We start from the raw sequence: 12,058 nt of genomic DNA on the forward strand, positions 1-12,058 counted from the left end.
CAGGAGTTGTTTTTTCATGGTGATGTCTTGTCTTGGTGGCATCGTGGGGTGGGTTATGACACAAATATCGACCCGGGAATTCTTGGGCTATGTGGAGGAGTGGGTTAATGGTAGCTATCAAAAGATTGGCTCGATGTGGCCGCAGAAGGGAGGGTGGGAGAAATGGGCGCAAAGTGAAATAGGGTCGTTCATTCTGAGTCAAGACAGCACCTGTGATCTATTGAGGGAGCAGGGGGTCTATGTCTCGAAAAGAAAGGATGCGGATTTTCTTTTAAACGGCATGTCGATGACGGCAAGTGATAAGGTTGTTGTGGAGTTGAAGTGTCAGTCTTTTGAAAATTACAAGAACTTCAAGAAAGGGCTCGAGGAAGATATATCCAAGCTTTCCAGGGAGTTGAAGCCAGGGTTCAGTGGTGCAGATCTTCTCGTGCTAGGGATATATTTTTTTCAGCACTCAGACATTCCACCGTATTTTGACAAGAAAGTGCTTGATAATGGTGAAGTGGGGATGTGCTGGGCAATAGACTTGAACAGCTGACTGCAGGCTAGACGAGCAGGAAGGGTGGCCGTTCCCTTGGCAACAGGGGGCGGCCACTTCGCGTTTCCGATGGGGCCAACGCCTCACGGGTATTATCATCATCGAGGTGGGGTTGCTGTCATGATGTGGTCTCATCCCCGGCACCAAGGAGGCGACACGACGCTACTCCGCACGTGCAACGCCGATACACTCACGCTGGACCTTTAGGGGAAGCCCATTCATGGCCTGTGCTGATACATCATCCGAGATACGGCCACCCTTGCCGCCGTTCACCCGCGAGACCGCCGAGCAGAAGGTACGACTGGCCGAGAATGCCTGGAACGGTCGCGACCCGGAAAAGGTGTCCCTTGCCTATACCCCGGACAGCCGCTGGCGCAATCGTGCCGAGTTTCCCCAAGGGCGGGCACAGATCGTCGAGTTCCTGACCCGCAAGTGGGAACGCGAGCATGAATATCGCCTGATCAAGGAGCTATGGGGGTTCACCGGCCATCGAATCGCAGTGAGATTCGCCTACGAGTGGTGCGATGACGCGGGGAGCTGGTATCGCGCCTACGGGAACGAGAACTGGGAGTTCAATGAGCAGGGGCTGATGAAAACACGCTACGCGAGCATCAATGACCTGCCGATCACAGAATCCGAGCGGCTGTTTCACTGGCCTCAGGGTCCTCGCCCCCTTGATCACCCCGGACTCAGCGAGCTGGGGTTGTAGCTGCCCAGGACCTGGCTCCAGCTCAAGTCGTGGCCAAAGGCGAGTTGAGGTGCTCCAATGGATGGAGGGACCCGGATAAGCCTGGTCATGGAGGCAAGGAGGGGGGCATGATCCGACAGGCTCGGCGAGGGTGTTCCGACCCATCCAGCGCCGATGCCTCATGACACTCCCCTTTCCTGATATGCCGGAGGACATGATGCGAACCTTCAAGGTCTCGCTGGCCGCACTGGCCCTGCTGCTGACGGGCAGCGTCCTGGCCGCTGACATCCAGCGCTTTCCCGATGTCATCGGCGTCGAGGTGGATCGTGCGGGCGAGAACCGCTTCCACTTCGACGCGACCCTCTCCTCACCCTACGACTCGCCGTCGCGCTATGCGGATGCCTTCCGGGTGCTGGGACCGGACGGCGAGGAGTACGGGGTGCGTGAGCTGCTGCACGACCATGCCAACGAGCAGCCCTTCACGCGCCGGCTTTCCAGCGTGGCGATCCCCGCCGGTGTCGAGCGGGTGACCGTTCAGGGGCGCGACCAGGAACACGGCTACGGCGGCCGAACCTTGACGGTGGCATTGCCTGGACGACAAGTCGGCGATCAATGAGAGGACTGCGTCATGGCGACCCGATAGGGCCTGCGGGAGTCTGACCGTGACCTCGACGCGGCTCGTCGGCCAGGTAGTGGCTCGCTTCGAGGCGGTGCATCTCACCTGATCGGTTGCTGTCGCGGGATGTTCGAGGCCGGCAGCGTCGTCGACCTGCCGTCCGCTGAGAGGATGGCGACGCGTCGGGGGAGGGGCCATCCTGAGAGGATCCCGCGGCCTTCGGGCCCCGGTGGCATCCCGCCCGCCGGGCCCCGGCGGCGCATCAGAGGCCCGCATGTTCCGCTTCTTCGAGTCCCTCGTGAATCCCTACCCGGAAGGCGAGCCGGAGGTCCCGCCTCGGGGCCTGCTGCCGTTCATCCTGCATTTCTCGCGGCCGGTGCTGCCGCTGCTGATCGCCATGTCGCTGGTCACCGCCCTGGTCTCGGCGGCCGAGGTGCTGTTCTTCCACTACATGGGTGAGCTGGTGGACTGGCTCGCCGGGGCCGAGCGCGAGGGCTTCTTCGCCGACTACGGCTGGCGCCTGGCGGGCATGGCGGCGCTGGTGGTGGTCGGCCTGCCGCTGCTGACCCTGCTGCAGTCGCTGCTGACCCACCAGAGCATCTTCGGCAACTACCCGATGCTGGGCCGCTGGCTGGCGCATCGGCACATGCTGCGCCAGAGCCTGGCCTTCTATCAGGACGAGTTCGCCGGGCGCGTCTCCCAGAAGGTCATGCAGACGGCCCTGGCGATCCGCGAGACGGTGATGAAGCTGATGGACCTGATGGTCTACGTCCTCGTCTACTTCGCCGGCGCCATGCTGCTGATGGGCCAGGCAGAGCCCTGGCTGATGGTGCCGCTCGGCGCCTGGCTGGCCGGCTATGTGGCGATCATGTGGGTGTTCGTGCCGCGGCTCAGGCGGGTCTCCATGGACCAGGCCGATGCCCGGGCACGCATGACCGGGCGGATCGTCGACAGCTACAGCAACATCCAGACCATCAAGCTGTTTGCCGACACCCGACGTGAGCAGGCCTACGCCCGCGACGCCATGGAGCGCTTCATGGTGACGGTGCATCGCCAGATGCGCCTCGCCACCCAGCTGACGCTCTCCCTCACGCTCCTCAACTCGCTGCTGCTGGCCGGTGTCGTCGCCACGGCCATCGGTGCCTGGTACCTGGAGGCGGTATCCCTGGGCGCGATCGCGGTGGCCATCGCCCTGGTGATGCGCATCCGCTTCATGTCCAACTGGATCCTCTGGGAGGTGGCCGGACTCTTCGAGAACATCGGCACCGTGCAGGACGGCATCAACACCATCGCCCGTACCCCGGCGGTGCTGGATGCCCCGGATGCCCGGGCGCTGTCGGTGTCGCGGGGCGAGATCCGTCTCGAGGGGCTGCGCTTCGGCTATGGGCAGGGGGCGGGGCAAACGACAGGGGAGACCCGGCGCGTCTTCGACGGGCTCGACCTGACCATTGCCCCGGGAGAGCGGGTCGGACTGATCGGTCGCTCGGGGGCCGGGAAGTCGACCCTGGCCAACCTGCTGCTGCGCTTCTACGACCTGCAGGGCGGGCGCATCCTGATCGACGGCCAGGATATCGCCGGCGTCACCCAGGAATCTCTCAGGCGCCACATCGGCATGGTCACCCAGGACACCTCGCTGCTGCACCGCTCGGTGCGCGACAACCTCCGCTACGGCAGCCCCGGGGCCAGCGAGGCGGACATCCGCCGGGCGGTGCGCCAGGCCCATGCCGACGTCTTCATCGAGGAACTGGTCGACCTCGAGGGGAGGCGTGGCCTGGACGCCCATGTCGGCGAGCGCGGGGTGAAGCTTTCCGGGGGGCAGCGCCAGCGGATCGCCATCGCCCGGGTTCTGCTCAAGAATGCACCGATCCTGGTGCTCGACGAGGCGACCTCGGCCCTGGACTCCGAGGTGGAGGCGGCCATCCAGGAGCAGCTCTACGCCCTGATGGCGGGCAAGACGGTGATCGCCATCGCCCATCGGCTGTCGACCATCGCCATGCTCGACCGGCTGGTGGTGATCGACGCGGGACGCATCGTCGAGACCGGGCGGCATGACGAGCTGCTGGCCCGGAATGGGCTCTACGCGGCCCTGTGGCGCCGCCAGTCCGGCGGCTTCCTGGGGCTCGACACCCGCGGTGGGGTGGTCGATCACCACCAGCCGGCGCTCGATGACTGAGGCTCGCCGCCCGGACGCGGTGGCGTCTCTCGCCTAGGCTGGGAGTAACGCCAACGGCGTTTCCCTTCGCGGGTGATACGGGCCGCCAGGATGAGCACGCTCTTCATCAGTCACAGCAGTCAGGATGCCAAGGCCGCCGCCGAGCTGGCCGACTGGCTGCAGCGGCACGGCCATCACTCGCTCTTCCTCGACTTCGACGTCGAGCATGGCATCCCGGCCGGACGCGACTGGGAGAAGGAGCTCTACCGTCGCCTGCGCGCCTGTCAGGCGCTGATCGTGCTGTGCAGCGACGCCTCCATGGCGTCCTGCTGGTGTCTCGCCGAAATCAGCCATGCCCGGGCGCTCGGCAAGCCCATCCTGCCGATCCGCATCGCGCCCTGTACCCTTCGTCCGCAGCTTCGCGAGCTGCAGGTGATCGATCTGGTCAAGGAACCCGAGTCAGGCTACGAGCGGCTGCGCCGGTCGCTCGCCGGGGTGTTCGACTGGGATCCCCGCCGGCCGCCCTATCCCGGGCTGATGGCCTTCGAGGAGCAGGACGCAGCCATCTTCTTCGGCCGCGAGGCCGACACCCAGCATGCCCTGGATCGCCTCAACCGTCTGCGTCGCTTCGGTGGCCCGCGCCTGCTGCTGTTCCTGGGCGCCTCGGGGAGCGGCAAGTCGTCCCTGATGCGGGCCGGGATCCTGCCGCGGCTGCGTGCCTCGCCGGAGACCTGGGCACTGATCGGGCCGATCCGTCCCGGGGACTGGCCCCGGGATGCCCTGGTGGACGGGCTTCTGGCCGGGCTCGAGGCCCAGGGCGTGGCGACCGCAGAGCTGGCGGCGCTGGTCGGACGGGATGCGGCACCTCCGGGGCTGATGCCGGCGGCGCTCGAGGCATTGCACGCCACCTCCGGGCGGGAGCGCTCGTCGCTGGTGCTGGTCATCGACCAGTTCGAGGAGGCGCTGAAGGACTCCGCACAGGCATCGGCCTTTCGTCGCCTGCTGCATCCCGTCGTGCAGGCCAGCGACGGTGACGTGCTGGTGATCGCCACGCTCCGTTCGGACTTCCTGGGGGCCCTGCAGGCTCAGCCGGGCTGGCAGGATGTCCCCCTGGCCCCAGTGACCGTGGCGCCGCTCTCCGTGGAGGGCTTCTCGGCGGTCATCGAGGGGCCGGCGGAGCTGGCCGGCCTGGATCTCGAGGCGGGCCTGACGCAGAAGATGGTCGCCGATACCGCCACCGAGGACGCCCTGCCGCTGCTGGCCTTCACGCTGCGGGAGCTGTGGGAGAGGGGCCGGGCCGACAGCCGGCTCACCCTGGCCGAATATCGTGAACTCGGCGGCCTGCACGGCGCTGTGGCACAGGCCGCCGAGGCGGTACTCGCGGCCGCCCGGCCCACACCGGCGCAGCGGCACGCCCTGCGCCGGGCGCTGTTCGCCCTGGTCCGCCTCGATGACGAGGGGCGCTATACCCGTCAGGTGGTGCACTGGCAGGCACTGCCCGAGGAGAGTCAGCCGCTGCTGGAGCGCTTCGTCCAGGCGCGCCTGCTGATCGCCGGCGACCACGAGGGCGAGCGGACCCTGGAGGTGGCGCATGAATCGCTGTTCCGGGTCTGGCGTCGGCTGAACCACTGGCTGCGGGCCAATCGCGACGCCCTGAGGGTCCACGAGGGCCTGCGTCGGGCCGCCGCCGACTGGGAGGCGGGCGACGACAGCGACGAGCTGCTGGTCCATCGTGGCGGGCGGCTGGAGGAGGCGGAGGCGCTGGCGCGGGAAGCCACCCTGCCGCTCGACGCGCGGGAACGCCGCTACCTGGAGGCCTGCCGTGACCTGCGCGACGCTGAGCGCGAGGAGCGCCTGCGCCGTGAGCGGATCAAGCGGCGCTGGGTCAGGGCCACCTGGCTGACGCTGCTGGGAGGGGTCATCGGCCTCGGCGGGGTCGCCTGGTCACTGCATCAACAGGCCCAGGCGACCCGCCAGGGACTGGCCGACCTGCACTGGGCCAACGCGGTGAGTGCCCGTGACCGGGACGACGATCTCCTCCGTTCGGGCATGCACTTCATGCAGGCCGCGGCCCTGGCGCTGGATCCGGCACGGGCGGCCAGCGCCTACTGGGCCGGCGAGCGCCTGGGCAGTGGCCCGACCCTGGAAGCCATCGACGCTGTCGGCCCAGGGCTGGTGAGCGCCGACTTCACGGCCTCGGGTGAGGTGCGACTCTGGCAGCGCCACGACGCCAGCCTGGGCGTTTCGATACAAATGGTCGACTCCACGGGCAACCGACCACCCTGGCGGCGACGCATCGCGGTGGCAGGCGAGGCGGGTCGCGTCGAGGTGCGCGATCGTCGCAGCGGCGCGCTGCTGCTCGAGGCGCCACCGGCGCTGGAGGGGCTGTGGATCGGCGACGCCGAGGAGGGCACGGCGGTGACTCTCCACGCCGGCGGTGCGGTCTGGATCTGGGGCCTGGCGAGCGGAGTGCGTCGCGGCCCGCTACCCGGGGTGGCACCGGTGGGTGTGGCCATTGCCCCCGACAGTGAACGCCTGCTGGTCTGGAGTGACGACGGCACGGCCTATATTCATCAGGATGGCGAGACAGTGCGGGTGGCCGGAACGGGGCCGGCGGGAGGAGCGAGGGTAGTCGGCGGGACGCTGGGCCGCGGGACGGGAGAGCTGGCGCTGTGGGACCTTGCCGGGCGGCTGTGGCTGCCTGAGCGGCAGGACTTCGTCCTGCCTCCTGACGGGGCGGGGCGCTGCAGCTGGCGGGCCGTCGGCGCCCGTTTCCTGGATGACCCGGCCCGGCTGCTGGTGTGGAACCATGGCGCCTGTGGCACCGCCAGCCTGCGAACCTTCGATACCCTGGCGCCCTTGGGGCCGGGCATGCGCCACGACAACGAGCTCGCCCTGCCGCTCAGCGATGGCGAGCGGGTCCTCACCTGGAGCGCCGGCAGCGGACCGGCCCGGCTGTGGGACGCCGGGAGCGGCAAAGCGCTGGCGACCCTGCCCGGTCCGCTGCAGGGCGCGCTCTCTGCAGCGACGTCGAGCCTGCTGATCACCTGGCACGGCCGGGAAGCGCGGATCTGGTCGCTTGGCGACGGCATGCCCCGGGGGCTGCCGCTGCGCCAAGCAGCGCGGATCGACGGCGTCGCGGTCGATGCGACGGGGGAGCACCTGCTCAGCTGGTCGGCAGCGGGCGACCTGCGTCGCTGGCGAGGCCCGGTCACTGAGGGCATCGCATCAGCGCGGTGGCAGTTCGGGGCGGCGGTCCTCGATGCTGTGCCGGTGCCCGGCGAGGCGCGGGTCCTGGCCGTGACCCTCGAGGGGCGCCTGCAGTCCTGGTCGCCGACCGGCAACCGCCCGCTCCAGTGGCTGGACCGGGACGCCGTCTATGCGGCCTTCTCCCCCGACGGTGGCCGTCTTCTCACCGCCACGGCCGACGGTGAGGTGCGTGTCTGGAATCGCGAGGACGGGGGCTTCCTGGAGCTGGCTGCTCCCGGGGGGACCACCGGCGACACGCCGCTGGCAGGGGTGGCCTGGGGGGCCGCCGCCGACCGCCTGCTGTTCTGGGGCGAGCGGGGCTGTACCGCCTGGCTGTGGCGGCTGGGCACCGCCCGGGTGCAGCCGCTCGCGCATGCCGAGGCGTCGGACAGCGAATGCCGATTACGCGGGGCGCGCTTCGCCGAGGACGGCGGCGGGCGGGCGCTGATCTGGGGAGAGGACCGGCGGTTGAGCCTGTGGGACACCGAGGCGCCGACGCCCGCGATCCTGGCGACGCCGGTCGAGGGGACGCTGGTGCGCGATGCCCGCCTGGCGGCCGAGGGCGAGCCGGTAGTGGTCGCCACCGCGGAGGGCCGGGTCCGCCTCGTCGGAGAGGCAGACCTGATGCTCGCCCATGCCGCCGTGCGAGGGGCGCGGTGGCATGCCGGCACTCGGCGGATCCTCAGCTGGAGCGACGAGGGCGTGCGCCTCTGGAATGCGGACAGCGGGGCCTTGCTGGCGTCGCTGTCCCATGACGGCGGCGTCGCCGGGGCGGCCTTCACGCCCGACGGCGAGCGCCTGATCAGCTGGCAGACCGACGGGGCCGTGCGTCTCTGGGATGCCCTCGCCGGTCAACCATTGACCCCGCTGCTGGGCGGTGGATCGCACGAACCGCCGATGGTCGATATCGATACCTCGATACCGGCCATGCGGATGCTGGTGGTCTCGGGGTCCCGGGGACGGCTCTGGAGCCTGCCCCCCTTCGTCGCCCCGCCTCACCGGCCGGTGCGCTTCCTGGAAACCGTCACCGGCAGCCGGCTCGCGCCTCAAGACGAGGTGGAGGCCCTGCCGGAAGCGGCATGGCGGGAGTTGCAGGCCGACTAGGGCGCTAGGGCGCGACGTTGACCCGCGACCCCGACCAGGCGGTGACCCAGCCGCCGGTCGGGGCCCAGGCGCGGACCTTGAGCCGATGGGTGCCGCGGGAGACCCGCTCGAAGCTGTCGCGACCGTCCCACTGTCGGGGGGCGATGCTGCGGTTGGCGGCGAGCCCTCCGTCGATGGGCGCCTCGTCGACGAAGAACTGGCGTTCGCCATCGCTGGCGTCCTCCACGCGAATGAACTCCGCCACGGCGTTGGTAAAGTCGGAATGCGAGAAGAAGCGGTAGGAGGCGCGCTCCTGAGCCTGGGCGCGGATCCGTCGCGGCAGGAAGGAGACCTCCTCGATGGCGACCGAGCCGACCGCCCGGGGGCCGCACCCCAGGGCCAGGATCCGGAAGCCGGGCGCCGGACGTTGGCCGCTCATGTCGGTGGCGGTCACGCCGATCGCGGCAGGGCGTTCGCTGTCACCGAAGGCCGGTGGCAGCCGGAACTGCAGACGGTGCTCGCCGATGTCGCCGGCGCCGAAGGGCAGACGGACGGTGTAGACCTCCGGCACTTCCCTGGCGCTGAGGCGCAGCGTGACCATGACCGGGGCCTCGTGGGAGAAGCTCAGCACGAAGGGCCAGTCGCCACGCACCGGGGCGATGGCGGCGAAGGCACTGGTGTTGTAGCTGGGCGCAAAGACCGGGCCCTGACGCTGAAGGCGGGACATCATGGCGTCGTCTTTCGACGGCGTATGGGCCTGGTTGCGCTGGTACAGCCAGCGCCCCACCAGGCCAAGAGCCACCGCACCGGCCACGATGGCCGGCAGCTTCCAGTCGTCATCGTCCCCGTCTCCATTGTCTTCGGGGTAGCGCGGGCTGTCGTTGCTGTCGCTGCCGGTATCGTAAGCGTCGTCGCCCAGGATGGTCTGGATATCATCCTGGATCGCCAGGGCCGGCGACAGCAATAGCATGGCGGCCAGCGAGCCGGCGAGCCAGTGGGAGCCCCGATGACGCCGCTGCATGACTAGGCCTCCACCGTGTTCCAGGACTCCCCGTCCGGTCGGCGGCAGGCCGTGCCGTTGGTGGCACGGCGCTCGCCATCGACAACGACCTCGAGATCGAAGTCACGGCACTGCTGGTCGGCCTCCTGGTAGGTGCGTCGGGGTGTCATGGTGTAGGTGTTGCCGGTCTCGGGGTTGCGCCAGCGCTCTGATTCCCCGTCATCGGCGGTGTCGAGGGTGGTGTCCATGGCTTGCCGGTCCTCGCGGGTCAGGCGAGCACCGATCTCCCTGCCGATCCAGGCGCCCAGTCCGGCGCCGATCACCGTGGCGATGGTCCGGCCGGAGCCGCCCCCGACCTGATTGCCGAGCACGCCACCGATGACGCCGCCGATCCCGGTGGCAATGCCCTCACGGGTGTCGAGGTTCTCGCAACCGCCGAGCAGCACCAGGCCCAGCAGAGCCACAGAGAGCGCACGTACCAAGCGAATCGTCATGCCGGTTCCCCCTGTCGACGGGGCCAGTCCGCGAGATCGGATAGTGGGGCTCGAAGGCGCGGGTGGCCCCGTCCCTTGACCCCTTCACCGGGGCCGTCATCGAGTCCTTGTTGATCAGTATTGCACCCCTTCGCGCCACGCTCCATGTTGGCGACGGTCGGATGCTATCTTGAAGACGGGCGACACGCTTCGGAGGCTGCCGTGGACGATGCGAACCGTGACGAGGCGCCGGCCATCGCCGGGGACCTGCCGGACGAGTGGCAACGGCTGGAGGATCAGCTGGCCTGGTATGGTCGTCGCAGCCGCGACTGTCGACGCTGGCACAAGGGCGTCCGCCTGGTGCAGGTGGTGTTCGCCGCCGCGATACCGGTGATCTCCCTGGCGGATCTGCTCTGGGCCCGCTGGCTGACCGCCACGTTGGGGGCGCTCATCGCAGTCCTCGAGGCCTTCGAGCAGATCAACCAGTTCGGACCGCTATGGATCCAATACCGCTCCACCGCCGAGAGCCTTAAGCACGAGAAGTTCCTGCTGCTCGCCGGAGCGGGACCCTACCGGGATCTGGCGCGCGGCGAGGCCCTGCGGCTGCTGGCGGAACGGGTCGAGGAGCGGGTGTCCCGCGAGCATGCGCGCTGGGTACATGCCACGACGGAAACCGTGGCAACGCCCGCGGCCGAAAAGTCGCCCACCACGCCTCAGCAGTAAGGTCCGGACCGGAGAGAGGCCGACGTGCTCGAGGGCAAGCCTCAGCCGGTTAGCCGTCTCTCCAGGTAGTCGAGCAGACCCTGAAGGGTCTCGAGCTCGTGGTAGTCGCTCTCCGGCACGCTGACGCCGAGGCGCTTCTCGAGGTCGACCAGGATGTTGAGGAAGTCGAAGGAGTCGATCTCGAGCTGCTCTCGCCACGGTCGGCCGGGGGGCAAGGCGTCGAGGTCGGCCTCGGGGGCCACCGCCAGGATGGCGTCGGTGACGGTGTCGCGCAGGGTGTCGCGGCTCAGGGGGGCCATAGGCGGTCGGGCTCCGTCAGCAGGTCGGTGAGTCGGGTGAGGAAGCGGGCGCCGATGGCGCCATCGGTGACCCGGTGGTCGGCGGCCAGCGATACCTGCAGGCAGCGGGCGGCCACGACCTGGCCGTCGCGTACCCAGGGCCGTTCGGCGATGCGCCCGAAGCCGACCAGCGCCACCTGGGGCGGGTAGATCACGCCCTGGACACTGTCCACGCCGAGGTCGCCGAGGTTGGTGACCGTGAGGCCGGCGTCGGTGAGCTCCGAGCTTCTCAGCCGGTCCTTTCGGGCGCGCGTCAGCAGGTCGCGCAGGGCGGCCATCATGGCGTCGGGGTCGAGCCGGTCGGCATCATGCAGCGCCGGGGCCACCAGGCCCCCGCCGCGCAGGGCGGTGGCGACCCCCAGGTGCACGCCTTCGGCGGGGCGGAAGGCGCCGTCGACGAACCAGCCGTTGAGGGCCGGCACCTCCTGAAGCGCCATCGCCACGGCGCGCAGCTGCAGTACCGGGAAGATCAGCCGCTCGGCCACCGAGCGTTCGGCATTGCAGGCCGCAAGCCAGGCCAGCGCCGGCTCCACGCTGAGGGTGTGGCCCAGGTAGTAGTGAGGAATCTCGCGCTTGGAGCGGGCCATGGCGGCGGCAATGGCCTGGCGCATGGCGGCATGGGCGTCATGACCGGCGGCGGGGCGGGCCAGCCGAGGCTCGGCAGGTGCCTCGGGGGCCGTCTCGGCGGCCTTCTCGATGTCCGCCAGGCTGATCGTGCCGCCAGGGCCGCTGCCGGTCACGGTCGCCGGGTCGACCCCCAGCTCGCCGGCCCGCTTGCGTGCGGCGGGGGAGAGGCGCAGCCGTTCGCCGGCGGCTGTCGCGGCGGGCGTCGCCGCGCGCTCGGGCGCGCGGGGAGCCGGTGTCGGGGATGTTGTCGGCGTCGGGCGGCCGGCCGGTGCCGTCTCCGGGGCGGCGTCCTCGCCCTCGGCTTTTTCGCCTTCGGCACGGATCACCGCCAGTACCTCGCCCACGGGAACCTGCTGGCCTTCCTCGACCACGAGACGCTCCACGGTCCCGCCCTCCCAGATTTCCACGTCGATGGCGCCCTTCTGGGTCTCCACCACGCAGACGATCTGACCCCGCTCCACCCGGTCGCCCGGTCGAATGTTCCACTCGACCAGGGTCCCGCTCTCCATGTCGGCCCCCAGCGAGGGCATGCGGAACTCGCTCATGCGTCCATCCCTATGTCTCTCCTTGC

The 12,058-nt window shown here is 69.2% G+C and carries 10 protein-coding genes; 6 read left to right on the forward strand and 4 right to left on the reverse strand.

Annotated elements, in window-relative coordinates; translation table 11 throughout:
• Nucleotides 1–16: 16 nt before the first annotated feature.
• The 5 genes from BOX17_RS10815 (at nucleotide 17) to BOX17_RS16555 (ending at nucleotide 8,347) form a co-directional block, all read left to right on the forward strand.
• The gene (locus BOX17_RS10815; protein ID WP_071944448.1) at nucleotides 17–538 is read left to right on the forward strand and encodes a hypothetical protein; all 522 of its coding nucleotides are present in this window, start codon (nucleotides 17–19) and stop codon (nucleotides 536–538) included.
• A 220-nt stretch (nucleotides 539–758) separates the two neighbouring features.
• A complete protein-coding gene (locus tag BOX17_RS10820; protein WP_071944450.1) occupies nucleotides 759–1,247 on the forward strand; it encodes a nuclear transport factor 2 family protein in 489 nt (162 codons plus the stop codon).
• A gap of 196 nt (nucleotides 1,248–1,443) precedes the next feature.
• Nucleotides 1,444–1,842, forward strand: coding sequence for a hypothetical protein (locus BOX17_RS10825; protein WP_208858062.1), 399 nt, complete (start codon nucleotides 1,444–1,446; stop codon nucleotides 1,840–1,842).
• Nucleotides 1,843–2,116: 274 nt separating this feature from the next.
• Nucleotides 2,117–4,015 carry an ABC transporter ATP-binding protein gene (locus BOX17_RS10830; protein WP_071944453.1) on the forward strand — a complete coding sequence of 633 codons (1,899 nt, stop codon included), beginning with the start codon at nucleotides 2,117–2,119 and terminating at the stop codon, nucleotides 4,013–4,015.
• Nucleotides 4,016–4,105: 90 nt separating this feature from the next.
• Entirely contained in the window at nucleotides 4,106–8,347 is a 4,242-nt protein-coding gene (locus BOX17_RS16555) for an nSTAND1 domain-containing NTPase (RefSeq protein WP_083582134.1), read from the forward strand.
• Nucleotides 8,348–8,351: 4 nt separating this feature from the next.
• Here BOX17_RS16555 and BOX17_RS10845 read toward each other — a convergent pair whose 3' ends face one another.
• Together BOX17_RS10845 and BOX17_RS10850 are read right to left on the reverse strand one after the other, a co-directional pair.
• A complete protein-coding gene (locus BOX17_RS10845) occupies nucleotides 8,352–9,347 on the reverse strand; it encodes a hypothetical protein (RefSeq protein ID WP_071944455.1) in 996 nt (331 codons plus the stop codon).
• Nucleotides 9,348–9,349: 2 nt separating this feature from the next.
• Complete coding sequence (locus BOX17_RS10850) at nucleotides 9,350–9,820, reverse strand: glycine zipper 2TM domain-containing protein (RefSeq protein ID WP_071944457.1); 471 nt, start codon at nucleotides 9,818–9,820, stop codon at nucleotides 9,350–9,352.
• A gap of 201 nt (nucleotides 9,821–10,021) precedes the next feature.
• Between BOX17_RS10850 and BOX17_RS10855 the strand changes: the two genes are divergently transcribed.
• Nucleotides 10,022–10,522 (forward strand): DUF4231 domain-containing protein, encoded by a 501-nt coding sequence (locus BOX17_RS10855; RefSeq protein ID WP_071944458.1) that lies wholly within the window; start codon nucleotides 10,022–10,024, stop codon nucleotides 10,520–10,522.
• Between the two features lie 41 nt (nucleotides 10,523–10,563).
• Here the strand turns inward: BOX17_RS10855 and BOX17_RS10860 are convergent, their stop codons facing one another.
• Nucleotides 10,564–10,821, reverse strand: coding sequence for an acyl carrier protein (locus BOX17_RS10860; protein ID WP_083582136.1), 258 nt, complete (start codon nucleotides 10,819–10,821; stop codon nucleotides 10,564–10,566).
• Nucleotides 10,809–12,032 (reverse strand): dihydrolipoamide acetyltransferase family protein, encoded by a 1,224-nt coding sequence (locus BOX17_RS10865; RefSeq protein ID WP_071944459.1) that lies wholly within the window; start codon nucleotides 12,030–12,032, stop codon nucleotides 10,809–10,811. The genes BOX17_RS10860 and BOX17_RS10865 overlap by 13 nt, the downstream gene beginning before the upstream one ends.
• Between the last annotated feature and the right edge of the window lie 26 nt (nucleotides 12,033–12,058).

The sequence above is a fragment of the Halomonas aestuarii genome, assembly GCF_001886615.1.
GTDB lineage: Bacteria > Pseudomonadota > Gammaproteobacteria > Pseudomonadales > Halomonadaceae > Halomonas > Halomonas aestuarii.

What these genes read in the sequence shown, in the direction of transcription:
- BOX17_RS10815 (WP_071944448.1), top strand. Translation starts at nt 17, where the DNA reads ATGGTGATGTCTTGTCTTGGTGGCATCGTGGGGTGGGTTATGACACAA.
- BOX17_RS10820 (WP_071944450.1), top strand. Translation starts at nt 759, where the DNA reads ATGGCCTGTGCTGATACATCATCCGAGATACGGCCACCCTTGCCGCCG.
- BOX17_RS10825 (WP_208858062.1), top strand. Translation starts at nt 1,444, where the DNA reads ATGCGAACCTTCAAGGTCTCGCTGGCCGCACTGGCCCTGCTGCTGACG.
- BOX17_RS10830 (WP_071944453.1), top strand. Translation starts at nt 2,117, where the DNA reads ATGTTCCGCTTCTTCGAGTCCCTCGTGAATCCCTACCCGGAAGGCGAG.
- BOX17_RS16555 (WP_083582134.1), top strand. Translation starts at nt 4,106, where the DNA reads ATGAGCACGCTCTTCATCAGTCACAGCAGTCAGGATGCCAAGGCCGCC.
- BOX17_RS10845 (WP_071944455.1), bottom strand. Translation starts at nt 9,347, where the DNA reads ATGCAGCGGCGTCATCGGGGCTCCCACTGGCTCGCCGGCTCGCTGGCC.
- BOX17_RS10850 (WP_071944457.1), bottom strand. Translation starts at nt 9,820, where the DNA reads ATGACGATTCGCTTGGTACGTGCGCTCTCTGTGGCTCTGCTGGGCCTG.
- BOX17_RS10860 (WP_083582136.1), bottom strand. Translation starts at nt 10,821, where the DNA reads ATGGCCCCCCTGAGCCGCGACACCCTGCGCGACACCGTCACCGACGCC.
- BOX17_RS10865 (WP_071944459.1), bottom strand. Translation starts at nt 12,032, where the DNA reads ATGAGCGAGTTCCGCATGCCCTCGCTGGGGGCCGACATGGAGAGCGGG.